This is a genomic window from Streptomyces sparsogenes (genome assembly GCF_001704635.1).
Taxonomy (GTDB): Bacteria; Actinomycetota; Actinomycetes; order Streptomycetales; family Streptomycetaceae; genus Streptomyces; species Streptomyces sparsogenes.
Map to the genome: position 1 here is coordinate 82,205 of NZ_MAXF01000060.1, position 22,290 is coordinate 104,494.

Below are 22,290 nucleotides of genomic sequence, written 5' to 3' on the forward strand. Positions count from 1 at the left end.
CAAGCGGAACGTATCGGTATCCTTCGGCGGCGACCTTCGTCGGCCGCGAAGGCATCACAGCTCCTTGCGGAACTCCTCGGCGACCCGCAGGAAGATGTCGTTCGCCTCCTCCTCGCCGATCGTCACCCGCACCCCCTCGCCCGGGAACGGGCGCACCACCACGCCCGCCGCCTCGCACGCCCCCGCGAAGTCCACCGTGCGCTCCCCCAGCCGCAGCCACACGAAGTTCGCCTGCGACTCGGGCACCGTCCACCCCTGCCCGGTCAGCGCCCCGCTCACCCGCGCCCGCTCCGCGACCAGCGCCGCCACGCGCTCGCGCAGCGCGTCCTCGCTGCGCAGCGAGGCCACCGCCGCGTCCTGAGCGAGCTGGCTGACCCCGAAGGGGACCGCCGTCTTCCGCAGCGCGGCCGCCACCGGCTCATGCGCGATCGCGAATCCGACCCGCAGCCCGGCCAGGCCGTACGCCTTGGAGAAGGTGCGCAGCACGCACACGTTGGGCCGCTCCCGGTAGAGCTCGATGCCGTTCGGCACCCGCTCGTCCCGGATGAACTCTATGTACGCCTCGTCCAGCACCACCAGCACATCGCTGGGCACCCGGTCCAGGAAGCGGGTCAGGCCGTCCCGGCCCACCACCGTGCCCGTGGGGTTGTTGGGGTTGCAGACGAAAATCAGCCGGGTACGGTCGGTGACCGCCTCCGCCATCGCGTCGAGGTCGTGCACCTCCCCCTCGGTCAGCGGCACCCGCACCGACGTCGCCCCGGAGATCTGGGTGATGATCGGGTAGGCCTCGAAGGACCGCCAGGCGTAGATCACCTCGTCGCCGGGCCCGGCCGTCGACTGCACCAGCTGCTGGGCGACCCCCACCGAGCCGGTGCCGGTGGCCAGGTGCTCCGGCGGCACGTCGAAGCGTTCCGCCAGCTCGGCCGTCAGGGCGGTGCAGGCAAGGTCGGGGTAGCGGTTGAAGGAGGCGGCGGCGTCCATCGCGGTCTCCAGCACCCCCGGCAGCGGCGGATAGGGGTTCTCGTTGGAGGACAGCTTGAAGGCGGCGGGGCCGCCCGCCGCGGCCGGCTTGCCCGGCTTGTACGTCGGAATGCCGTCCAGCGCGGCACGCAGCTTCGGGCTCTTCTCAGTCACCGCGGCTCCTCCTCGACCGTCCCGTCCGTGCGCGGCGCCCGCGGCGCACGTCGATACCTCATACCTTATGAGGCGTCCTGGGCCCGGAGTACCGGGCGAGCAGGACCCGGCCACGGACGACGGCGCGCCCCGCGCGGTCCCCCGGCCGAGGGGCCCACAGATAAGGGGGAGCGATTCCGCTTCCGCCGTGCGCCGGTGGCGAGCGCCCTGGCGCGCATCACCCGTGCAGGTGAGTTGCGCCCTCTTCCGGACAGCAGCCAATCGGCAGGCATGGATATGCCAGAGGCGACTACTGCCCCGCCCGATCCCTCAACTGGCTTGGTTTCCAAGGGAATTGAACACAGCGCTCATGCAGAAACGTGCCTTCGGAAGACCGGCCGCACCCCGGCGCGCGGGGCCCGCCCTCGCCCTACTATCGGCTCGCCATGACAGCAGCAGGGAAGCATCAGGTGAGCCGGTCGACCGGCCGCCGGCTGGAACGCGCGGGCATCCGGGACGTGGCCGCCGCAGCCGGGGTCTCGATCACGACCGTCTCCGACGCGCTCAACGGCAAGGGCCGGCTCCCGGATGCCACCCGCCGCCATGTCCGCGAGGTCGCCGAACGGCTGGGCTACCGCCCCTCCGCCGCGGCCCGCACCCTCCGCACCGGCAAGTCCGGCCTCATCGGCCTGACCGTGACCACGTACGGGGATGAACCTTTCACCTTCACCGAATTCGCGTACTTCGCCGAGATGGCCCGCGCCGCAACCTCCGCCGCGTTGGCCCGCGGCTACGCCCTCGTCATCCTGCCCGCCACCTCCCGCCACGACGTGTGGTCCAACGTCGCCCTCGACGGCACCGTCGTCATCGACCCCTCCGACCACGACCCGGTCGTCACCGGGCTGCTGCGCCAGGGCATCCCCGTGGTCAGCGACGGCCGCCCGGCCGGCACCCTCCCCGTCACCGCCTGGGTGGACAACGACCACGAGGCCGCCGTCCTCGGCCTGCTCGACCACCTCGCCGACGCCGGCGCCCGCCGCATCGGACTGCTCACCGGCACCACCACCGACACCTACACCCGGCTGTCCACCACCGCCTACCTCCACTGGTGCGAGCGGGTCGGACAGGACCCGGTGTACGAGGCCTACCCGGCCCACGACCCGTGCGCCGGCGCCGTCGCCGCCGACCGGCTGCTGGCCCGCCCCGACCGCCCCGACGCCGTCTACGGCCTCTTCGACCCCAACGGCACCGACCTGCTGGCCGCCGCCCGCCGCTACGGCCTGCGCGTCCCCGACGACCTGCTGCTGGTGTGCTGCAGCGAGTCCGCCGTCTACCGCACCACCGAACCGCCCATCACCACCCTCTCCCTCAAGCCCCGCCGGATCGGCACCGCCGCCGTGCAACTGTTGATCGACGCCATCGAGGGGCCGGGCCACGAGCACCCCGTCGAGCGCGTGATACCCACCGAACTGATCGTGCGGACCTCCTCGCAACGCCGTCCGCCCCGCACCACGATCAGCGCGCCACGCAGCCGCGCCGGCGGCTGACGACCTCCGGTGCGCCGGGGAGCGGCGCCGCGACGCCCCGCACGGCCGCCCCTCGCCCCGCCCCCCTATCGCACCCCAGGTCGTAACCTGAGGAAGACTTGAGCATGACGCGAGACGCACCCGAGTCCGATCCGCTTCCCCTACCGGGCCAATCCGGGATAAAAGACCGTCCCAGTGGGACCGCGCCCCGATTGACGGCACCCTGGTGCGTCACAAGCCCGTACGGTCATTCCTATGATGGGCGGACGACACCGCGGACCGCCCTCGACCAGGCATGGTCCACACGGTGGCACGGCGGCGCGATGGTGGAGGGGTCGATGACTCAGGGGGCCGGTCTGGGAGCCACGGCACGGACCACGGCGGCAGTCCCGCCCGTGCCCGTGTACGGATCGTCCGCCGCGCCCGGCCCGCTTCCGGGCGACGGCGCGGTCCCCGCCGCCCCCAACCCGTACGCCGGGACCGCCTACGGTGCCACCCCGCACGGCCGGGTTCCCCGCGACCCCGTCCGCGCCGCTCCGCCCTCGCACCCGGCGCCCGCGGCGCAGCCCGCCGCGCCCACCCCGCCCGCGCGCCCCGCCGCGCCGACCGCGCCGGTCCCGCCCGCGGAGTACACCCCCACCGAGCGCTCCCTGCCGGTCATGGGTCCCGGGCACACCCTCCCGGACACCCCCCTGGTGCCCCCGCAGGACCGCCCGACCGTCGAGCTCACCCCGGTCCCCGACCCCGAGCGCGCCCAGGCGCCCGAGTCCGGCGCGCCCGGCCCGCTCTACGTCGTGGGCGACGTCCACGGCTACCTCGACGAGCTGCGCGAGGCGCTCGCCGCCCAAGGGCTCATCGACGCCAAGGGCAACTGGTCCGCGGGCAACGCCCGGCTCTGGTTCCTCGGCGACTTCACCGACCGCGGCCCGGACGGCATCGGCGTCATCGACCTGGTCATGCAGCTCTCCGCCGAGGCCGCGGCCGCCGGCGGGTACTGCAAGGCCCTGATGGGCAATCACGAACTGCTGCTCATCGGCGCCAAGCGATTCGGCGACACCCCCGTCAACTCCGGCGCGGGCACCGCCTCCTTCCAGGCCGCCTGGCTGCTCAACGGCGGCCAGCGCACCGACATGGAGCGGCTCGAGGACCACCACCTGCAGTGGATGTCCCGGCTCGACGCCATGACCGAGGAGGACGGACACCTCCTCGTCCACTCCGACACCACCGCCTACCTCGAGTACGGCGACTCCATCGAGGCCGTCAACGACGCGGTGACCGAGACCCTCCAGCGCAGCGACGCCGACGAGTGCTGGGACCTGTTCCGCAAGTTCACCAAGCGCTTCGCCTTCCGCGACGAGGACGCCGGCCCCCTGGCCGTCCGCGAACTGCTCGACACCTACGGCGGGCAGCGCATCGTCCACGGCCACAGCCCGATCCCGTACCTGCTCGGCGAGGTCGGCTCCGAGGAAGGCGAGGACGAGGGCGCGCCGACCGTCGAGGGCCCGCACGTCTACGCCGACAACCTCGCGGTCGCCATGGACGGCGGTGTCACCATGGCCGGAAAGCTGTTGGTCGTCCAACTCCCGCTGAACTGAGGGTTCATATCACGCCGTGCGGGGAAGATAGACAGTTTCACCGACGCGGAGTGATTTCGGGAAAGTCACTGTCACCCCGCGCCGGATCGGCTCTACCATCGGCTTATCCGTAGCAGGCTCTCCTCCGTTTCCGCCCCACTGCCCGGTGACAGCCGGCATCAAGGCCCTACGGAGCATCGGGGGATGCACATGAACAGCGCTCCGCACCTGCTGATCGAGGACCGCCCGGAGTTCGAGCGGGTTCTCGACGAGGCGCTGCGTACCGCGGACCGCCGCGCGGACCTCAGCGGCGTCGGACAGCGGCTCACCACCGAGCAGCTGCGCACCATGGCGATGAACGCCGCGGCCGCCATCGCGGCCCGCGCGGCCGACGAATACCAGCACTATGTGGACGCCCGCGAGAAGCTGCGCCAACCCGCGCCACCCGACTGGCCCGGCGCCGCCGACACCGCAGGCGGCCCCCGCTCGCCCGACGGCGCCCGCTCGCCCGGCGCCACCCTGAGCCCCGTCGGCGAGGGCGGGCCCGCGGCCGGAGCCCCGGAGAAGGACGGCGCGGCGGGCGACGCCGTGGGCCGGCCGGGCGGGGCGGCGGCCGGCGGCGGATTCGCCGCCGCGGTGGGTGACGCGGCGTCCGGCGCCGGGCTCGTCGCCGTGCTCTCCGTCCTGGCCCCGGTCCTGGCCGGCACCGCGGCGATCATCTTCCTCCTCGCCGGCTATCTGCTGCGCCTGCTCCACCCCACGCCGTCCATCGCCCAGCCGATGATCACCGCGGGCTGGCTGTTCGCCGCGCTCACCGCCGCCGGCCTGCTGATCGCCACCATCGGCCTCCTGCTCACCGCGCTGCGCAACAGCTCGGGGGCGGTCGGGGGCGGCGCGCGCGGCAGGCAGCGGGAGGAAGTGGAGCGCGCCAGAGAGGCCTGGCGGCTGGCGCTGCTGGAGCGCGGCGTGGTGCCCTTCCTGCGCGACGCGCTGGCGGACCCCGCGGCGGCCGACGGCTCCCACACCTCCCCGGCCCCTCCTCCCGCCTCCACCCCGACGCGCCCCACCGCGACCCACACCCCCACCAGGTCCGAGGCCATCGGCCGCACCCCCCACCTCGGCTACAGCCGCCCCGGCTTCAGCACCCAGGGCGACGCCTCGAAGACCCGCCCGCGCTACAGCAGCCCCGACTTCACCAGCCCCGACTACGGCGGGCCGGAACACCAGCCGGACTAGTCCGCCCCGGCCACGGGCCGCGCCCCCCGCCCGGTGATGGCGAGCACCCTGGCGAAGGCGTCGGCCCCCGGCCCGGGGTCGGCCCCCTCCCCGAACCTCCCCGAGCCGCCGAGCGCCGGACCGAACGGCACCAGCCATTCCAGCGCCGCCTCGGCCAGCCCCGGCTCCGGCGCGAACTCCACGCCCAGGGCCTGGGCGAGATCCCAGGTGTGCACGCACACATCCCCCCAGCGGATCATCAGCAGGGCGTCCCCGCTCAGCTCGCCGAACATCGGATGCGACACCACCCGCTCCAGCACCCCCTCCCCCTCCGCCGCCCGCTCCACCCGCGCCGCCCACTCCTCCACGGTGTCACCGGGCGCGGCGACCAGTTCCTCGCCCGTCAGCAGCGAGGTCACCATGGCGTGTCCGCCGATCACATGCGCCACCAGGTCGCGGACATTCCACTCGCTACAGGGGGTGGGCAGCTCCCAGTCGTCTTCCTTTGCCGTGCCGAGAAGTTCGGTGAACCGTGCGTTGACGACGCGCAGTGCGTGTCGGTTGTTCATCGGGCTGCTCCTGGGTCGGTCGTTCAGGGTCTGTGATCGCCATGCCAGCGGAATGATTCACTCCCCACCTTTTGAGCGAACTCGCCCTCAATCGTGGGATCTTCCGGCGCTGAGGTGCATAACGTCCGTCGTGGAGGTGATGCTCCCATGAGCACACAGAACACGCCGCCGAACCCGGCGGGCAAGCAGGACGCGATCGACATCAACGACTTCGTTTTCGCGGCGACCGGAACCCGCGTGCGGCGACTCACGATGCCGGATGGGACCCACTGGTTCCCGGCGGTCGATGTGGCCAAAGACCTTGGCTATGCCAACACCCGTCAGGCGCTTGTCTGGCACGTCCCCGAAGACTGGCGGGTAAGTCTCGAAGAGCTTGCGCAAAGCGTCTATGGGAGTGATAGTTCGCGCAAGATTGCAGGTCACGGGCTCAAAAGGTCCATGCGCATGGTGAGTCTGCCCGGCCTCATCCGGCTGGTCAACGGCTGCACCAAGCCGGAGTCCGAACCCTTCAAGAACTGGGTGACCGAGGTCGTGGTCTCGATCCAGCGACACGGTTCGTACGAGCTCGAGAAGGCCGAAGTCCAGCCCACGGCCCCGGACGCCCCCACCGCCTACGCCATGCCGAAGGAGGTCGCCGAAGCCATCGTCCGGCTCGAGGAACACAACCTCGACATGGACGCGCAGATGCTCGCCATGCAGCGCGAGGCCCAGGAGCTGCGGCGCGAGAGCGCCGAGCTGATGCGGCAGTCCGTGGAGGCCCAGAAGGAGGTTGCCGAAGCCCACAAAGAGGTCGCCGAGGCACAGAAGGAGATCGCCAAGACGCAGCGGGAGGCCCTCGAAGCACAGCAGGAAGCGCAGCGCGAGGCGGAGCGCGTTCAGCGTGAGATCGTCGAGGCGATCCGCGAGTCCACCGCCGTCCAGCGGGAGTCGTTCACCGCCGGGCCCGACAGCATCCGACGCCACTGGCGGGACCGGCCCGAGCCGCCCCAGGTGGTGACTCCGGCCTCGGTGATCGCCGAGTGGCGCGAGAGCAACCTCGTGGTCACGGCCGACATCTGGGCCGTGGCCGTGTACATCCTGCCCGCGATCATCGCCCAGGGCGAATGCCTGTATCCGCTGAGCACCATCGCGTCCAACACCGGACTCACCGAGCACCGCGTGCATGACGCCCTGCGCATGCTGCTGAAGCGCGGCTGCCTCCGGCAGACCGGGGTGACCCCGGACGGCGCGCCGGTGTACGGCCTGAAGTAGTACGACCGCATCACAGCACGAGGGCCCGAAGTCGCAATCCGAGTTTGCGGCTTCGGGCCCTCGGCACGTTACCGCTACTCAGTCCGCGATCGGTAGATAAACGCGATTTCCCGCCGCCGCGAACTCTTTCGACTTCTCCGCCATCCCGGCCTCCACCTCGGCCGCGTCCAGCGCGCCCCCGTGCTCGCGCCGGATGTCCTGGCTGATCTTCATGGAGCAGAACTTCGGCCCGCACATGGAGCAGAAGTGTGCCGTCTTCGCCGGTTCCGCCGGGAGCGTCTCGTCGTGGAAGGAGCGGGCCGTCTCCGGGTCGAGGGCCAGGTTGAACTGGTCCTCCCAGCGGAATTCGAAGCGGGCGTCGGACAGGGCGTCGTCCCACTCCTGGGCGCCGGGGTGGCCCTTGGCGAGATCGGCCGCATGGGCGGCGATCTTGTAGGTGATGACGCCGGTCTTGACGTCGTCGCGGTCCGGCAGGCCCAGGTGCTCCTTGGGGGTGACGTAGCAGAGCATCGCCGTGCCCCACCAGGCGATCATCGCCGCGCCGATGCCCGAGGTGATGTGGTCGTAGGCGGGGGCGATATCGGTGGTGAGGGGGCCCAGGGTGTAGAAGGGAGCCTCCTCGCAGATCTCCTGCTGGAGGTCGACGTTCTCTTTGATCTTGTGCATCGGGACATGGCCCGGGCCCTCGATCATCGTCTGGACGTTGTGCCGCTTGGCGATCCGGTTGAGCTCGCCGAGCGTGCGCAACTCCGCGAACTGCGCCTCGTCGTTGGCGTCGGCGATGGATCCGGGGCGCAGTCCGTCGCCGAGCGAGTAGGTGACGTCGTACGCGGCGAGGATCTCGCAGAGCTCCTCGAAGTGGGTGTAGAGGAACGACTCCTTGTGGTGGGCCAGGCACCACGCCGCCATGATGGAGCCGCCGCGCGAGACGATGCCGGTCTTGCGGCGGGCGGTCAGCGGTACGTACGGCAGCCGTACGCCCGCGTGGACCGTCATGTAGTCGACGCCCTGCTCGGCCTGTTCGATGACGGTGTCCTTGTAGATCTCCCAGGTCAGCTCCTCGGCCTTGCCGTCGACCTTCTCCAGGGCCTGGTACAGCGGCACCGTGCCGATGGGGACGGGGGAGTTGCGCAGCACCCACTCGCGGGTGGTGTGGATGTTGCGGCCGGTGGAGAGGTCCATGACCGTGTCGGCGCCCCAGCGGGTGGCCCAGGTCATCTTCTCGACCTCTTCCTCGATGGAGGAGGTGACGGCGGAGTTGCCGATGTTGGCGTTGACCTTCACCAGGAATCGCTTACCGATGATCATCGGCTCGATCTCCGGGTGGTTGACGTTGGCCGGCAGGACCGCGCGGCCGGCCGCGATCTCCTCCCGGACCACCTCGGGGGAGACGTTCTCGCGGAGCGCCACGAACTCCATCTCCGCGGTGATCTCGCCCCGGCGGGCGTACGCGAGCTGGGTCACGGCGGCGCCGTCCCGGCCCCGGCGGGGCTGGCGCGGGCGGCCGGGGAAGACCGCGTCGAGGTTGCGCAGCCCGCCGCGTGGCGCGGTGTGCTTGATGCCGTCGTCCTCGGGGCGGACGGGGCGGCCCGCGTACTCCTCGGTGTCGCCGCGGGCGAGGATCCAGTTCTGCCGCAGCGGTGCGAGCCCGTGGCGGACATCTGTCTCGATCTGGGGGTCGGTGTACGGGCCGGAGGTGTCGTACAGCGTCACGTCCTGGCCATTGGTGAGGTGCACTCGGCGGACCGGGACCCGGAGGTCCGGACGGGAGCCGGTGACATATCCCTTATGCCAGCCGAACTCACGGTTTTCGGGCGTGCGTGCATCCTGCAGAGTCATTGAGACCCACTCCCTACGCCGGCATTACCCGGTAACAGGTTCAGCGGTCGGCGCAGCATGGGGCCCGGGGCCATCCCCGGGCCGACACAATCAGCGCCCTCTCAGCCCGGTGCTCCGAGCTCCCGCGATTGCAAAGGTGTCACCCACGCTAGCGGTTCTCCGGCGGCGCTGAACAGAGGGCCCTCGCTCTTGCGATGATCTGACGGTGACCTCGACCCCGCAGCGGCACCAGCACCCCGAGCCCGGCCACCACCCCGGGCACGGTCCCGGCCCCGAGCACGGCCAACCGCAAAGCGCCGCCGCACAGGGCCACTCACACGGCCACGCCCACGGCCATTCACACGGCCATTCGCACGGCCACGGCCCGGCGACGCCGGTCTCCGCCCATCTGCGCAAGGTCATCGCGGCGATCCTGGTCCCCTTCGCCGCCGCCGTGGCCGCCGGGCTGATCGTGCTGTGGCCGGGGGGCACGCCCGACCACAAGGCGCATGAGCGCACCGGGCTCGGCTTCGACCAGCAGACGGTGGCCGGGCGGGTGGTGAAGGTCGAGGAGGTCGACTGCGCCGACGTCAACGCCCAGCCGCAGCAGCCCATCGAGCCGGGTCAGGACGTTACGAACCAGCAGAGCGCGGCCGGGGGGCCCGGCTCCGGGGAGAAGACGATCTGCGAGAAGGCGACCATCGAGGTCACCTCCGGCAAGGACAAAGGCCGCAGGTTTGAGGAAATCGTGCAGCCGAACGCCTCCCGCAAGTTCTCCGCCGGGCAGAAGCTGAAGCTGGCGTATGCGCCCAAGGCGCCGAAGAACCTGCAGTACTCCGTCTCCGACGTCGACCGGGCCATGCCGATGGCGCTGCTCGCCGGGCTGTTCGCGCTCGCGGTCGTGGCCGTCGGGCGGCTGCGCGGCGTCTTCGCGCTGGTGGCGCTGGCGGTCAGCTTCGGGGTGCTGACGCTGTTCATCCTCCCGGCGATACTGCAGGGCTCCAACCCGCTGGTGGTCGCGGTGATCGGAGGCAGCGCGATCATGCTCATCGCGCTGTACATGTGCCACGGGTTGACGGCCCGTACGTCCGTCGCCGTGCTCGGGACGCTCGTCTCGCTGTTGCTGATCGGCCTGTTGGGCTCGCTGTTCATCGGCTGGGCGAGTCTGACCGGCAACACCGACGACCAGACGGGGCTGGTCCACGGCCTCTATCCGGACATCGAGATCCGCGGTCTGCTGCTGGCCGGGGTGATCATCGGATCTCTGGGGGTGCTGGACGACGTGACCGTCACCCAGACCTCCGCGGTGTGGGAACTCAGGGCGGCCGACCCCACGGCGGGCCGGCGCGCACTGTACGCGGCCGCGATGCGCATCGGGCGGGACCATATCGCGTCCGTCGTGAACACCCTGGTGCTCGCGTACGCGGGCGCCTCGCTGCCGCTGCTGCTCCTGTTCTCGATCGCGGACAGCGGCGTGGGGACGGTGGCGACGAGCGAGCTCGTCGCGGAGGAGATCGTAAGGACCCTCGTGGGCAGCATCGGACTCATCGCCTCGGTGCCGGTGACCACCGCGCTTGCCACGCTGGTGGTCTGCGCTGACCGCGCGCCCGAGGGCGGCGCGGAGCAGGGGGGTCGCACGAGCCGGAGCGGACGCGGCCGGCGCCGCCGGGCGCGCGGGCGCTGAGCCCCGGAGGCGAATGAGCCCTGGCGAAAGGGGTGCCCGCTAGCCGGCGTAACGGTCCTCCGCGAGGATCCGGTCCAGCTCCGCGTCCAGGTCGCCGACCGGATCGCAGGCCGCCTGCTCCTGCCCGAACGGAACCACCCGGTCCGTACGGTCCAGAAAGGCGACCAACGGGGCGGCGCCGGCGCGGAACAGTGCCCGTTCGGCGCCCACCTGGAGCCTGATGAAGACGTCCGAAAGCCCCTCCGGCGAGGCGGGAGCGATCCGCACATCGCCCTCGCCGGAAGGTTTGCTCAGCCCGTCAAGCAGCAACTCCCGGGCGAAGGCCCAGCTCACGGGCGCGTCTCCGGGCAGGTGGAAGGTGATCTCGACTGCGTACGGGTCGCTGCTGTCGTAGGACAGCTCGACCGGGATCCGGAAGGAGAGGTCCTGGGAGACCAGGAAGGTCATCGTCACTTCTGCCTGGACTGTGTCGCGCATGTCACGCATCGTTCGCCGCCCCGAGTTGTTTGCGAATGGCCAGGTTTGAACGCCCTGGCCTCTTGGCGCCATGGTCCGCCTACCTCCAGCGGGCCAAAAGAAGCGAATTTTTGGATATGGACAGGGATCGAGAGGGAGCTGATGTCTCGGCCGACTCTGGAGCGTAGCGACTCGACTGCGGGGCGGAGTCGGTTTGCCTCATGTGGGGGGCTGGAAATGGCCAGAGTTGCCGCGCCGTCCGCGCGGCGGCGATCCAGGGGACCGGCGCGGGCGGGCAGATCCGCTCGCCGGGCCGGGTGGGGCGGCGCCGGGCTATGACGTGGGAGTTCGGAGCCGGTTCACCGGCCGCGGCCAAGTTCGCTTTCGTCAACAGGCACCCCCGGGGTGTGTTGCGAGGCAGACGCCGGAACGGGAGACGTCGAGGCCTCGAACTCTAACCGGAACGGTGCCGTCAAGTTGAGGTTTGGAACGCGCCTATCCCCCGCGCGGCGTACCCGCGGCGCCGGGTCACCGGTCGCCGCGGGACGAGGAGCGGGGCGGAGGGCGGGGAGAGGAGCGGGGCGGGGGGCGGACCGGGAGCGGGCCGGGAGCGGCGCCGCCTCGGACTGGTTCAGACCGGTTCGAACTGGTCCGGACCGGCTCAATCTAGGACGACGAGCTGAACTTCCGTACGAGGTAGATCAGACCGCCGACGAGCGCCACCAACAGCAGGGCCTTGAACACCAGACCGATCACGATGCCGACCACGTGGAGGATCAGGCCGCCGAACACGGCCAGCACCAGGAGCGGCACCGCGACCCATATCACCCACCAGGGCAGGCCCTGGAATATGTCCTTCGTCGCCACTTCGGTCCCTGCTTTCCTCGCTGAGCCAGTCGGTCCGGCCGGTCGCCGGCTTTGACGCCGGCCGGTGTCCCCCGCCTTCGATGCTAGGGCGGCCGCCAAGCGGATACAGGGCTCGTGTCCCCCGTCCTCCCCTGACCGAACCCCTACGGGACGCGGGCCGGGGGCATCAGCTCTCAGGGGGAGAGAAGACGACCATGACCCGCAGGTCCTCGGTGATGTGGTGGAACTTGTGAGCCGTCCCGGCCGGCACGTACACCACGCTGCCGCGCGCCACCTGCGTGGTCTCCATCCCCACCGTGATCGACGCCCGCCCGCTGAGCACCAGATACACCTCGTCCTGGCGATGTGGCTGCTGCGGGTCGCTCTGGCCCGCGTCCAGCGCGTACAGCCCGACGGACATGTTGCGCTCGCGCAGGAACTGCAGATACGCGCCGTCGTTCGCGGCCCGCTCCGCCTCCAGCTCATCCAGCCGGAACGCCTTCATTCGCCCCTCCACCCCTCGGTCGCCGGCCCTGCCCAGCGCGGGGCCTGTTCTGCGACGATCTCAACCATGAAGAATTTTCTCGTCAAGACGATCGCCAACGCGGGTGCCCTCTGGGTGGCCGTCTGGCTGCTGAAGGACATCACGCTGACCGGCGAGAGCGCCGGGCGCAAGGCGATCACGCTCATCCTCGTGGCGCTCGTGTTCGGCCTGGTGAACGCCGTGGTCAAGCCAGTGGTCAAACTGCTGGCCTTTCCTCTCTTCATTCTCACCCTCGGGCTGATCACCCTGGTGATCAACGCCCTGATGCTGCTGCTGACCTCCTGGCTGGCCGGCAAACTCGACCTGGCGTTCCATGTCGAGGGCTTCGGCACGGCCGTCATAGGCGCGTTGATCATTTCCATCGTGTCCTGGGCCCTGCACGTCGTCCTGCCCGACGACAAGGACTGACCGCCGTCGAGGATGATGGGACGCATGAGAGCCCCCTCGCCCTACCGCGTCTGTTTCGTCTGCACCGGCAACATATGCCGCTCGCCGATGGCCGAATCCGTCTTCCGCGCCCACGCCGAGGAAGCCGGTCTTGACGGTCTGGTCGAGGTGGACAGCGCGGGCACCGGCCCCTGGCACGAGGGCGAGGGGGCCGACCGCCGCGCCGCCGCGGTCCTGGCGGACCACGGCTATGAGCAGCGTCACATCGCGCGGCAGTTCCAGGTCGAGTGGTTCTCCGCCCTCGACCTGGTGATCGCCCTCGACAGCGGCCATCTGCACGAGCTGCGCGCCCTCGCGCCGACGCCCGAGGACGCCGCGAAGGTGCGGCTGCTGCGCAGCTACGACCCGGACGCCGACCCGGACACCCTCGGCGGGCTGGACGTGCCCGATCCGTACTTCGGTGGGACCGAGGAGTTCGAGGCGTGCCTGGAAATGATCGAGGCGGCGAGCGAGGGGCTGCTGGACGCGGTGGGTGCGGCACTCGACGCCCGGAAGACCCCGGCGGCTCCCGCCGCTCCCGCCGCTCCGAGGGAGAACGCATGACCGGCGAGCACGAGCCCCACGACCGTACGACCGGCGACCGCACGACCGGCGAGCACCCGACCGGCGACCGTAAGACCGGTGACGGCACGCGGGCGGTCCGGGCCGGGCTGCCCGAGCCCGAGGCGTACGCGCCGGCCCTGCCGGGCCCCGCCTTCGCCGCCCATTACCACCTGCCGGACGGCGCCGACCTGCTCCAGGGCCCGTACACCTACGGCCGGGACGCCAACCCCACCTGGACCGGGCTCGAGCGGGCGATCAGCGAGCTGGAGTCGCCGGACGCCGACGCCGAGACGGTGGTCTTCGCCTCCGGCATGGGCGCGATCTCCGCCGTGCTGCTGTCCCAGCTGGGACAGGGCGACGCGGCCGTGCTGCCGTCCGACGGCTACCAACTCCTGGCCCCGCTGGGCGAGCGGCTGAGGGGGTACGGCATCGAGGTGCGCACCGCGCCCACCGGCGGCGACGCCCAACTGTCCCTCCTGGACGGCGCGCCGGCCGCCGACGGCGGCGAGCCCCGGCCGGCCAAGCTGCTGTGGATCGAGTCCCCGGCCAACCCGGGCCTGGACGTGTGCGACATCCGCCGCCTGGCCGACGCCGCCCACGCGCGGGGCGCGCTGGTCGCCGTGGACAACACCCTGGCCACCCCGCTCGGCCAGCGCCCCCTGGACCTCGGCGCGGACTTCTCCGTGGCCAGCGGCACCAAGGCGCTCACCGGCCACGGCGACGTCCTGCTCGGCTACGTCACCTGCCGTGATCCGCGCCTGGCCGCCTCCGTGCGCGCCTGGCGCAAGATGGCCGGCGGGATCCCCGGCCCGATGGAGGCGTGGCTCGCCCACCGCTCCCTGGCCACCCTCCAGCTGCGTGTGGACCGCCAGGCCGCGACCGCACTCGCCCTGGCCGAGGCGCTGCGCGACCGCCCCGAGGTCACCGGGCTGCGCCACCCCGGGCTGCCGACCGACCCCGCGCACCGCCTCGCGGCGGCCCAGATGCGCGGTGGGCGCTTCGGCTGTGTGGTCTCCTTCGTCCTCCCCGACCAGGAGCACGCCGAGCGCTTCCTGGCCGCGCTGCGCCTGGTCGACGACGCGACCAGCTTCGGCGGCGTACGGTCCACGGCCGAGCGGCGCGGCCGGTGGGGCGGCGACGCCGTGCCGGACGGCTTCATCCGCTTCTCGGTGGGCGCCGAGGACCCCCAGGACCTGATCGCGGATGTGCTGCGGGCGCTCGACGAGGCGCGCGCCCCGGCGCGTGGCGCGACGGGCGGCTGAGGCGGCCGAGCACGCGCCCCCACGGGATCAGGCCATGCCGGGCGGGCGTCTCAAGCCTCCCCCCTCGTGGCTTGAGACGCCCCGGTTCTCTCGTGGAGAACCGCTTGAACAAGGCTAGTTGACTCAGCGTCAGTGTCCAATCACAGTAGCGACATGGACCTATCGGCATATTTATAGTTGGCCTGCGGCAGGGGTGCGTCGAGCGGAGGGGAACCGCATGGATCTGGCCCTCTTACGCACCTTTGTCACGGTTCACCGAGCCGGGTCCTTCACCCGCGCCGCCGCCCTCCTCGGACTCTCCCAGCCCGCCGTCACCGGCCAGATCCGCACCCTCGAGCGCCAGCTCGGCCGCCCCCTGTTCCTGCGCACCGCGCGCGGGGTCGTCCCCACCACCGTCGGCGAAGAACTCGCCCACAAGGCCGCGCCCCACCTCGACGCGCTGCTCGAGATCACCGAGGCCGGGCTCGACGACAGCTCGGCCAACCGCACCCTCCACCTCGCGGGCCCCCCGGAGTTCACCGCGCTGCGCGTCCTGCCCGCCCTCGCCCCGCTGATCAACCAGGGGCTTGCGGTGCGGTGCTCGTTCGGCGGCCCCGAGGAGCTGTTCGAGGGGCTGGCCGCCGGCCACCACGACCTGGCCGTCGCCACCGCCCGGCCGCGCGGCCGGCTGCTGGCCGCGGTCCCGCTCTGCGACGAGGAGCACGTGCTGGTCGCCGCCCCGCGCTGGGCCGCCCGGCTCGGCGGCCCCGCGGTGTTACAGGTCAAGGGCGTGGGCGCGCTGGAGCGGCTGCCGGTCGTCGAGGTCCACGAGACCCTGCCGCTGATCACCCGCTACTGGTCGGCCGTCTTCGACACTCCGCCGATCACCGCCGGCACGGTCATCGCGCCCGACCTGCGGGCGGTCCTCACCTGCGTCGCGGAGGGCGTCGGGCTCGGCGTGCTGCCGCGCTATCTGTGCATGGACGCGCTGGACGCGGGCCGGGTCGTCGCCCTGCTCAACCCGCCGGTGCCCCCGCTGCGCACCTACTTCCTGGTGACCCGGACGGGCGCGCTGGCCCTGCCGCACATCGCGCGGGCGCACGAGTGGCTGCTGCGCTCCGCTGTTGACTGGTGAGACGGGGTTTCACCGGGCGACACATGCGGCAGATGTCCACCATGACCGAACGACCAGTGGTCAAGCGCACCGCCCGTGCCATCCTGCTCGACGGTGACACCGAGCCCCGGCTCGTCCTGATCAAGCGGACCAAGCCCGGCGAGGCGCCGTACTGGATCACGCCGGGCGGTGGCGTGGAGCCCGAGGACGCGACGGTCGTCGACGCGCTGCACCGCGAGGTCGACGAGGAGCTCGGCGCCAAGGTGACGGACGTGGTGCCCGCCTTCGTCGACACCGTTCCGCATCCCGACGCGAACTCGCCCGGCGTGAAGGTGCAGCACTTCTTCGTGTGCCGCCTCGGGTCCATGGACCTGTCGCGGCGCCATGGCCCCGAGGTGGATGATCCCTGCGGGGAGTACGAGGTGGTGCGGGTGCCGTTCACCCGGGAGGGGATCGCCTCGGTGGGGGTGGTGCCGCCGTCGCTGCGCGCGTATCTCGACGCGAATGTCGAGGGCGTGCTGGCGCTGCTCGCCGACGACCTCGGCTGATCCCGCCGCCGGCCACCACTGGCGCCCGTCGCCGCCCGCTGCTGGGCCAGAAGCCGGCCGCCACCGGCCCCGGGCCCGCCCGCTACCGGAGTCCGCTACCGGAACCAGCCGCTGAACGGCTGCCCGGCTCCCTCCGGCGCCCGCTCCCGCGCCCTGGCCAGCACGCGCTCGGCCTCCCGCTGCCACTCCTCGGGGCGCGGGGGCACCGGGCCCCGGGCCGGTGCGTCGTCCTGCTCCTGCTCCCGGACGGTCACCGGGGCGCGCCGGCCCTCGCGCACATCGGCGGCCGCGCCGAAGAAGTCGCCGCCCTTGCGCTTGACGTCGTCCGTGCCCCAGTCGCGGTCCCGGTCGGCGGGGGCGCCGTTCACGCTGCCGTTCCCGTCGCCGTCCCCCACCCCGCTCCCGGTTCCCGCGTCGGTCCTCGTGCCCGCGTCGGCCCTGGTCCCCGCGTCGGTGCCGGTGCCGGGGGCGCCCGCCGGGGCGGCGTGCCGCCGCTGGTTGGGCACCTTCTGCAGGTGCGGGATGTGCTTGGCGCAGTGGATGTACGCCTCCTCGACCGTCACCTCCACCCACACCACGGCCCGCCGCCCCGGCACCGGATCCACCGGCAGGTCGGGGTGCGCGGCGCGCATCTCGGCGTCCGCCACCACTCGCGCCCGGCCGTTGATGTGCAGGCCGATCCGGTCGCGCATGAAGTCGATCAGGAGAATCCCGAGGTGGGGGTTCTCCTCGATGTTCCCGAGGCTGGCCAGGACGCCGTTGCCCCGGTATTCGGGGTAGGCCAGGGTCTTGTCGTCGAACACCCGCAGGAATCCGGGGGGCCCGGCCCGGAAGGTGCTGTCGCACTCGCCGTGCCGGTCGGAGGTCGCCAGGAAGAACATCTCCTGCCGGCCCACGAACTCCCGCATCCGGTCGTTGAGCCGGTCCAGCACCTGCTCGTCGTAGAAGCGCTCGGCGCGGTGGACCGTGCCCAGGCGCCGCTGCAGCGCGTGCTCGCCGTCGCTGCCCGGACGCCTCATGGCGTCCAGCTCGTCCATCGGGGCGCCGGCCGGCGCGGTCAGTGCCGTCGCCGCCCTCACCGTCGTCGCCCGCTCCGCCGTCGCCCGCTCGTGCTCGACGTCGTCCACGCTCACTCGTCCCTCATCCCGCGATCGCCCGAGTCAGTGAAGTACTGCTCTCCCGGCCCCCCAGTTCCCCTTCTCCTCAGCTCTGCGTCCCGGCCCCCCGCCGTGTCGCAGTCCGTTCCGCCCGCTCGTCGCCGCGTCAGTCCCCGGCCGTGACCAGCTCCTCGATGGCGTCGTGACGTATGCGGTGGGACGGGATCCCGATGCCTCTGAGGGTGTCCACGCTGCTGCGGATCATCCCGGGCGGCCCGGACAGGTAGGCGTCGTACGAGTTCCACGGGCCGTACTGGCGGACGGCGTCCGGAAGCCGGCCGCTGAGCCCGTTCGTCGGGCCGTCGGAGACGACCGGGCGGACCGAGAGCCAGTGGTGGGTCTGGGCCAGCCGCAGCATGGTGTCGATGTCGTAGAGGTCGTGGTCGCTGCGGGCGCCGTAGAAGACCTCGACCGGCCGGTTGCGGCCGTGCTCGGCGACGTCCTCGACGAGGGCCTTGATCGGCGCGATGCCGGTGCCGCCGCCCAGGCAGAGCAGGCCGTTGTCGGTGGAGTGGTCGACCGTCATCTTGCCGGCCGGCGGGCCGAGGCGGATCACGTCACCGGGCCGGGCGCGGTGCACCAGCGCCGAGGACACCCAGCCGGCCGGCACCGCCTTGACGTGGAAGGACAGCAGCCCGTCCGCGCGGGGCGCCGAGGCGAAGGAGTAGTGCCGCCACACCCGTGGCCACCAGGGCGTCTCCAGGGAGGTGTACTGGCCCGCGCGGAAGGGGTACGGCTGGTCGGGGCGCACGGTGACCACGGCGATGTCCGGGGTGCGCAGCTCATGGCCGACGACCTCGGCCTGCCACCACGCGGGCGCCCGCAGCTCGTCCTCGGCGGCGGCGTCGATCATGATCTGCGAGATGGTGGTGTACGCGCGGACCCAGGCGCCCTCGGTCTCATCGCTCCAGGTTCCGGTGGCGTAGCGGGTGAGGGCGCCGATCAGGCACTCGCCGACGGCCGGGTAGTGCTCCGGCCGGGTGCCGTACTTGCGGTGGCCGCGGCCGAGCCCGGAGAGGTACTCGGTGAGGATGTCGAGGTCGTCCACCAGCTTGGCGGCGGTCAGCAGGGCGCGGAAGAGCCGGTCGCGCTGGGAGTCCATGGCGGCGGGGAACAGCGGCCGCAGATAGGGGTGCTGGACGAAGAGCAGCGCGTAGAAGTACGAGGTGACCTTGTCCGCGATGGGCTCGATCTCGGCCATCGTGCGGCGGATGAGGACCGCGTCGAGGGAGGCGGTCCGGTCGTCGGAGAACAGGCCCGCCGACCCGTCGGAGAACAGGCCGGCCGGCCGTACGTCCTGCGCGCCGGGCGTCTCGGTCGGGCGCTGGTGCTCCTCGCCCTCCCGCGCGGGCGGATTCCCGGCGGGCGGATTCCCGGCGGGGGGCGCCCCGGCTCCGGGGGAGGGCGGTTCGGACTGCCCGGCCCGCGCCGGGGCCGGTGCCGGGGCCGGGAGACGGCGCTCGGCGCCCGTGCCGACCGGCCGTATCGGGTTCACCGGGCGGCTGGGCGCGCTCCGGTCGGCTTCCTGGTCCGGGCCCTGGGGCGCGTCCTCGTCCCGCTTCCTGCTCGGGGTGAACCAGCCCCAGTCGCCACTGCTTCCGCCGGTGCCGCCAGTGCCGTCGTTGCCGGCCGACGACGTGGTGGTCGGAGCGTCCATGGTTGCCTCGCCTCGAACGTCTTTCTGTCGGTCTTCGCACTTCCGAAGCCGGAATGTGCCCGCAATTCCCCGCTCTGTGCCCCTGGTTCATGTGAGATTGGTCCGGATGGCCCGCCCCGTACTTCTCACGGGCAGCATGCCATGCTCGTTCGCCGCGCAGCACACATAGCCGGAACTCCAGGTAACGGCACCCGTGTTCCGTTAGGCTGGATTGCCCCGATGTAAGCCCCGCGGCAGGCGCCCGCGCCGGACCCGGGACCCGACCCTACCCGGCCCCGATGAATTCACAAGCCCCAAGTCCAGCGACTCCGTTACACCCAGGAACCAGCGTAATTACCGGTAGTTACCAGCCAATTCGTAGGCCTCCCGCAGATCGCGCCCGGTATAGCCGCAGGATGCGATTTCGCTCACATGGTGGTCGGCGTTGATCGCGACCGAGAACGGCACCACGGCGAACAGCTCGGCGTCCGACATGGAATCGCCGTAAGCGACACAGTCCGCCCTGCTCAGCCCGAACTTCGCGCACAGTTCATCGGCGATACGCACCTTCGCCGCCGGGGTGAGGATGCCCTCCGGATCCAGCGGCTCGCGGAACGGCACGGCCGGCCACCGCGACCCGTGCGCGGCGTGGGCTCCCCATTCCAGCAGCCGCTCCACGAAGAACCCCGGGGAGAGCGAAATCACCGCGCAGCGCTCGCCGCGCGCCGTGATGTCCGCCCACACCTCGCGGATCCCCACCAGCCAGGGCGCCCCCTCGAACGCCGCCGCCACATGCCGCTCCGTCAACTCCCCCCACAGCGCACAGGCCCGCTCCGCGAACTGCGCGGTCGTCAGCCGCCCGTGCGCGAACGCGCGCTCCAGCGCGTCGATCTCGCGCTCCACCCCGAGCTGACGGGATATCTCGACGGCCGCGGCCGACCCGTGGATGAGCGTCCCGTCCAGGTCGAACAGATGCAGTCTGGTCATGGAAGCCGAGCCTAGGCCGTGCCAAGGAGTGCGGCAGGAGACCAGGGGAGCGGCGGGCGTACGGCGGGAGTACCCGCGGATACTCCCGCCGTCAGACGCCGTACGGACCGTCGCGCCCCACCGTGGAGGCATGCAGCCGAACCTCTCCCGCCCCGCCCGCAGGGTCCTTCTCGTCGTCCATGTCGTCGTCTCGGTCGGCTGGCTCGGGCTCACCCTCTGTCTGCTCGCGCTCGGCGTCGCGGGCGCGGCCTCCGGGTCGGCGGACACCGCCGAGGCCGCGTATCGCGCCATGAAGATCTTCGGTGACTGGCTGATCGTGCCGATCAGCCTGGCGTCCTTGGTGAGCGGGGTGGTGCTGTCGCTCGGCACGCCGTGGGGGCTGGCCCGCCACCGCTGGGTGGTGACGAAGTTCTGGCTGACGCTGCCCGCGGCCGGGGCGTCCGTCCTCGCCCTGCGCGCCGAGATCGACTCGGCGGCGGCCGACGCCTCGGCGGGCCGGGCCGTGCCCGCCACCACCGATCTGGTCATCGCGCCCTCGGTGGCGCTCGGGGTGTACGTCTTCCTCACCGCGATCTCGGTCCTCAAGCCGTGGGGGCTCACGGCGCGCGGCCGCCGGATGCGCGCCGGCTCGGGCCCGTCGGGCGCCCGGACGCGCCCCGGCCCCCGCGCCACCGCCCGCTCACAGGTGTGACGGGAGGCCGCGCGAGGGCCGGGGGGCCAGGGGCCGGGAGGGGCCGGTCAGCGGAGCGCCGCCGTCTCCCGGCTCGCCTCGTCGGGGGCGGGCGCGCCGCCCGCGGCGACGATCCGCCCGGTGCGCGTGGTGCGCCGCTCGAGCGCGGCCGAGAGCACGGCGGTGCCGAGGGCGGCGGCGGCCATCAGGGCGCCGACCCAGTTGGGCGCGGTGTAGCCCATCCCGGCGGAGATGACGATCCCGCCGAGCCAGGAGGCCAGGGCGTTGCCGAGGTTGAAGGCGCCGATGTTGGCCGCCGAGGCGAGCGTCGGCGCGTCCGGCGCCTGGTCCATGACCCGCTTCTGCAGCGGCGCCACGGTCGCGAAGCCGAAGGCCCCGACCAGCAGGAGGGTGGCGGCGGCCGCGACCTTGTTGTGGGCGGTGAAGGTGAACGCCGCGAGGACGACGGCGAGTCCGCCGAGGGTGATGTACAGCATCCGCATCAGCGCCCGGTCGGCATAGCGGCCGCCGATCAGATTGCCGCCGACCAGGCCGAGGCCGAAGAGGACGAGCAGCCAGGTCACGGAGGAGGCGCCGTAGCCGGCCACGTCCACCATCATCGGCGTGATGTAGGTGATGGCGGCGAAGACCCCGCCGAAGCCGAGCACCGTCATGATCATCGCCAGCCACACCTGCGGGTTGCGGAAGGCCGCGAGCTCCTGGCCGAGGCGGGCGGCGGCCGGGCCGGGGGTGCTGGGGACGAGGGCGGCGATGCCGGCCAGGCCGAGCACGCCGAGGCCGGCGACGGCGAGGAAGGACGCGCGCCAGCCGAAGGTCTGGCCGATCCAGGTGCCCATGGGCACGCCGACGACGTTGGCGACGGTCAGGCCGGTGAACATGGTGGCGATGGCCTGGGCCCGCTTGTGGGGGGCGACCAGGTCGGCGGCGACCACCGCGCCGATGCCGAAGAAGGCGCCGTGTGCGAACGAGGCGAGCACCCGGCCGGCGAGCAGCAGCACGAAGGCGGGGGCGAGCGCCGAGAGCAGGTTGCCCGCGATGAACAGGCCCATCAGCGTGGTCAGCATCCGCTTGCGGGTCAGCCGGGTACCGAGCAGGGTCAGCAGCGGGGCCCCGAGGACGACGCCGAGGGCGTAGCCGGTGGTCGCGTAGCCGGCGGTGGGGATGGAGACATGGAACTCGTCGGCCACCTCGGGCAGCAGTCCCATGATCACGAATTCGGTCGTGCCGATGCCGAAGGCGCCGATGGCAAGCGCCAGCAGGGCGAGAGGCATGTCTGGAGTCCCTTGGAACGATGACGATGATTGCGCGGAATGTTTTGACGCGTAGACAA

The 22,290-nt window shown here is 71.9% G+C and carries 21 protein-coding genes; 11 read left to right on the plus strand and 10 right to left on the minus strand.

Features of this window, described 5'->3' with window-relative positions:
• Positions 1-54 precede the first annotated feature (54 nt).
• On the minus strand, positions 55-1,134 hold the full coding sequence (gene hisC / locus BBH68_RS13010) for a histidinol-phosphate transaminase (RefSeq protein ID WP_065961881.1): 1,080 nt from the start codon (positions 1,132-1,134) through the stop codon (positions 55-57).
• 425 nt (positions 1,135-1,559) lie between these two features.
• Between hisC and BBH68_RS13015 the strand changes: the two genes are divergently transcribed.
• The 3 genes from BBH68_RS13015 to BBH68_RS13025 all read left to right on the plus strand — a co-directional run bounded on the left by BBH68_RS13015 (position 1,560) and on the right by BBH68_RS13025 (position 5,449).
• A complete protein-coding gene (locus tag BBH68_RS13015) occupies positions 1,560-2,660 on the plus strand; it encodes a LacI family DNA-binding transcriptional regulator (protein WP_076970923.1) in 1,101 nt (366 codons plus the stop codon).
• 317 nt (positions 2,661-2,977) lie between these two features.
• Positions 2,978-4,234 carry a metallophosphoesterase gene (locus tag BBH68_RS13020; protein WP_065961887.1) on the plus strand — a complete coding sequence of 419 codons (1,257 nt, stop codon included), beginning with the start codon at positions 2,978-2,980 and terminating at the stop codon, positions 4,232-4,234.
• A gap of 183 nt (positions 4,235-4,417) precedes the next feature.
• Positions 4,418-5,449: a hypothetical protein gene (locus BBH68_RS13025; protein WP_065961889.1), complete on the plus strand. Its 1,032-nt coding sequence runs from the start codon at positions 4,418-4,420 to the stop codon at positions 5,447-5,449.
• Here the strand turns inward: BBH68_RS13025 and BBH68_RS13030 are convergent.
• Positions 5,446-5,997 carry a TIGR03086 family metal-binding protein gene (locus BBH68_RS13030; RefSeq protein WP_065961891.1) on the minus strand — a complete coding sequence of 184 codons (552 nt, stop codon included), beginning with the start codon at positions 5,995-5,997 and terminating at the stop codon, positions 5,446-5,448. The two genes, BBH68_RS13025 and BBH68_RS13030, sit on opposite strands and share 4 nt — an antisense overlap.
• A gap of 147 nt (positions 5,998-6,144) precedes the next feature.
• Between BBH68_RS13030 and BBH68_RS13035 the strand changes: the two genes are divergently transcribed.
• The gene (locus BBH68_RS13035; protein ID WP_065961893.1) at positions 6,145-7,248 is read left to right on the plus strand and encodes a BRO-N domain-containing protein; all 1,104 of its coding nucleotides are present in this window, start codon (positions 6,145-6,147) and stop codon (positions 7,246-7,248) included.
• A 78-nt stretch (positions 7,249-7,326) separates the two neighbouring features.
• Here the strand turns inward: BBH68_RS13035 and thiC are convergent, their stop codons facing one another.
• Positions 7,327-9,087, minus strand: a complete 1,761-nt coding sequence (thiC, locus tag BBH68_RS13040) for a phosphomethylpyrimidine synthase ThiC (RefSeq protein WP_065961894.1) — start codon at positions 9,085-9,087, stop codon at positions 7,327-7,329.
• A 205-nt stretch (positions 9,088-9,292) separates the two neighbouring features.
• Here thiC and BBH68_RS13045 point away from each other — a divergent pair, with 205 nt between their 5' ends.
• Entirely contained in the window at positions 9,293-10,750 is a 1,458-nt protein-coding gene (locus BBH68_RS13045) for a YibE/F family protein (protein WP_065961895.1), read from the plus strand.
• Between the two features lie 39 nt (positions 10,751-10,789).
• On the opposite strand, the gene BBH68_RS13050 is transcribed toward BBH68_RS13045, so the two are convergent.
• The 3 genes from BBH68_RS13050 to BBH68_RS13060 all read right to left on the minus strand — a co-directional run bounded on the left by BBH68_RS13050 (position 10,790) and on the right by BBH68_RS13060 (position 12,557).
• A complete protein-coding gene (locus BBH68_RS13050) occupies positions 10,790-11,227 on the minus strand; it encodes an SsgA family sporulation/cell division regulator (protein WP_043487236.1) in 438 nt (145 codons plus the stop codon).
• 645 nt (positions 11,228-11,872) lie between these two features.
• Entirely contained in the window at positions 11,873-12,073 is a 201-nt protein-coding gene (locus BBH68_RS13055) for a DUF5326 family protein (RefSeq protein WP_065961897.1), read from the minus strand.
• A 166-nt stretch (positions 12,074-12,239) separates the two neighbouring features.
• Positions 12,240-12,557, minus strand: coding sequence for a cupin domain-containing protein (locus BBH68_RS13060; RefSeq protein ID WP_065961899.1), 318 nt, complete (start codon positions 12,555-12,557; stop codon positions 12,240-12,242).
• 66 nt (positions 12,558-12,623) lie between these two features.
• Between BBH68_RS13060 and BBH68_RS13065 the strand changes: the two genes are divergently transcribed.
• The 5 genes from BBH68_RS13065 to BBH68_RS13085 all read left to right on the plus strand — a co-directional run bounded on the left by BBH68_RS13065 (position 12,624) and on the right by BBH68_RS13085 (position 16,489).
• Entirely contained in the window at positions 12,624-13,004 is a 381-nt protein-coding gene (locus tag BBH68_RS13065) for a phage holin family protein (RefSeq protein ID WP_065961901.1), read from the plus strand.
• Positions 13,005-13,028: 24 nt separating this feature from the next.
• Positions 13,029-13,586 carry a low molecular weight protein-tyrosine-phosphatase gene (locus BBH68_RS13070; protein ID WP_065961903.1) on the plus strand — a complete coding sequence of 186 codons (558 nt, stop codon included), beginning with the start codon at positions 13,029-13,031 and terminating at the stop codon, positions 13,584-13,586.
• The gene (locus tag BBH68_RS13075) at positions 13,583-14,848 is read left to right on the plus strand and encodes a cystathionine gamma-lyase (RefSeq protein WP_245738037.1); all 1,266 of its coding nucleotides are present in this window, start codon (positions 13,583-13,585) and stop codon (positions 14,846-14,848) included. Before BBH68_RS13070 ends, BBH68_RS13075 begins: the two co-directional genes overlap by 4 nt.
• A gap of 217 nt (positions 14,849-15,065) precedes the next feature.
• Positions 15,066-15,962 carry a LysR family transcriptional regulator gene (locus tag BBH68_RS13080; protein WP_065961905.1) on the plus strand — a complete coding sequence of 299 codons (897 nt, stop codon included), beginning with the start codon at positions 15,066-15,068 and terminating at the stop codon, positions 15,960-15,962.
• 41 nt (positions 15,963-16,003) lie between these two features.
• On the plus strand, positions 16,004-16,489 hold the full coding sequence (locus tag BBH68_RS13085; protein ID WP_065961961.1) for an NUDIX domain-containing protein: 486 nt from the start codon (positions 16,004-16,006) through the stop codon (positions 16,487-16,489).
• A 95-nt stretch (positions 16,490-16,584) separates the two neighbouring features.
• Here the strand turns inward: BBH68_RS13085 and BBH68_RS13090 are convergent, their stop codons facing one another.
• The 3 genes from BBH68_RS13090 to BBH68_RS13100 form a co-directional block, all read right to left on the minus strand.
• On the minus strand, positions 16,585-17,508 hold the full coding sequence (locus BBH68_RS13090; RefSeq protein WP_065961963.1) for a pyridoxamine 5'-phosphate oxidase family protein: 924 nt from the start codon (positions 17,506-17,508) through the stop codon (positions 16,585-16,587).
• A 244-nt stretch (positions 17,509-17,752) separates the two neighbouring features.
• Positions 17,753-19,303: a globin domain-containing protein gene (locus BBH68_RS13095; RefSeq protein ID WP_065961908.1), complete on the minus strand. Its 1,551-nt coding sequence runs from the start codon at positions 19,301-19,303 to the stop codon at positions 17,753-17,755.
• 333 nt (positions 19,304-19,636) lie between these two features.
• Positions 19,637-20,269, minus strand: a complete 633-nt coding sequence (locus BBH68_RS13100) for an HAD family hydrolase (protein ID WP_065961910.1) — start codon at positions 20,267-20,269, stop codon at positions 19,637-19,639.
• A 130-nt stretch (positions 20,270-20,399) separates the two neighbouring features.
• Here BBH68_RS13100 and BBH68_RS13105 point away from each other — a divergent pair, with 130 nt between their 5' ends.
• Entirely contained in the window at positions 20,400-20,960 is a 561-nt protein-coding gene (locus tag BBH68_RS13105) for a DUF2269 family protein (RefSeq protein WP_065961912.1), read from the plus strand.
• Between the two features lie 47 nt (positions 20,961-21,007).
• Here BBH68_RS13105 and BBH68_RS13110 read toward each other — a convergent pair whose 3' ends face one another.
• The gene (locus BBH68_RS13110; RefSeq protein WP_065961916.1) at positions 21,008-22,231 is read right to left on the minus strand and encodes an MFS transporter; all 1,224 of its coding nucleotides are present in this window, start codon (positions 22,229-22,231) and stop codon (positions 21,008-21,010) included.
• Positions 22,232-22,290 lie beyond the last annotated feature (59 nt).

Bases quoted from the DNA above. Each gene is read 5' to 3' on its own strand.
- BBH68_RS13020 (WP_065961887.1), top strand. From the start codon at position 2,978: ATGACTCAGGGGGCCGGTCTGGGAGCCACGGCACGGACCACGGCGGCA.
- BBH68_RS13090 (WP_065961963.1), bottom strand. From the start codon at position 17,508: ATGAGGCGTCCGGGCAGCGACGGCGAGCACGCGCTGCAGCGGCGCCTG.
- BBH68_RS13070 (WP_065961903.1), top strand. From the start codon at position 13,029: ATGAGAGCCCCCTCGCCCTACCGCGTCTGTTTCGTCTGCACCGGCAAC.
- BBH68_RS13075 (WP_245738037.1), top strand. From the start codon at position 13,583: ATGACCGGCGAGCACGAGCCCCACGACCGTACGACCGGCGACCGCACG.
- BBH68_RS13015 (WP_076970923.1), top strand. From the start codon at position 1,560: ATGACAGCAGCAGGGAAGCATCAGGTGAGCCGGTCGACCGGCCGCCGG.
- BBH68_RS13060 (WP_065961899.1), bottom strand. From the start codon at position 12,557: ATGAAGGCGTTCCGGCTGGATGAGCTGGAGGCGGAGCGGGCCGCGAAC.
- BBH68_RS13100 (WP_065961910.1), bottom strand. From the start codon at position 20,269: ATGACCAGACTGCATCTGTTCGACCTGGACGGGACGCTCATCCACGGG.
- BBH68_RS13035 (WP_065961893.1), top strand. From the start codon at position 6,145: ATGAGCACACAGAACACGCCGCCGAACCCGGCGGGCAAGCAGGACGCG.
- thiC (WP_065961894.1), bottom strand. From the start codon at position 9,087: ATGACTCTGCAGGATGCACGCACGCCCGAAAACCGTGAGTTCGGCTGG.
- BBH68_RS13085 (WP_065961961.1), top strand. From the start codon at position 16,004: ATGACCGAACGACCAGTGGTCAAGCGCACCGCCCGTGCCATCCTGCTC.
- BBH68_RS13095 (WP_065961908.1), bottom strand. From the start codon at position 19,303: ATGGACGCTCCGACCACCACGTCGTCGGCCGGCAACGACGGCACTGGC.
- BBH68_RS13110 (WP_065961916.1), bottom strand. From the start codon at position 22,231: ATGCCTCTCGCCCTGCTGGCGCTTGCCATCGGCGCCTTCGGCATCGGC.
- BBH68_RS13025 (WP_065961889.1), top strand. From the start codon at position 4,418: ATGCACATGAACAGCGCTCCGCACCTGCTGATCGAGGACCGCCCGGAG.
- BBH68_RS13030 (WP_065961891.1), bottom strand. From the start codon at position 5,997: ATGAACAACCGACACGCACTGCGCGTCGTCAACGCACGGTTCACCGAA.
- BBH68_RS13105 (WP_065961912.1), top strand. From the start codon at position 20,400: ATGCAGCCGAACCTCTCCCGCCCCGCCCGCAGGGTCCTTCTCGTCGTC.
- BBH68_RS13050 (WP_043487236.1), bottom strand. From the start codon at position 11,227: ATGCGCGACACAGTCCAGGCAGAAGTGACGATGACCTTCCTGGTCTCC.
- BBH68_RS13065 (WP_065961901.1), top strand. From the start codon at position 12,624: ATGAAGAATTTTCTCGTCAAGACGATCGCCAACGCGGGTGCCCTCTGG.
- BBH68_RS13080 (WP_065961905.1), top strand. From the start codon at position 15,066: ATGGATCTGGCCCTCTTACGCACCTTTGTCACGGTTCACCGAGCCGGG.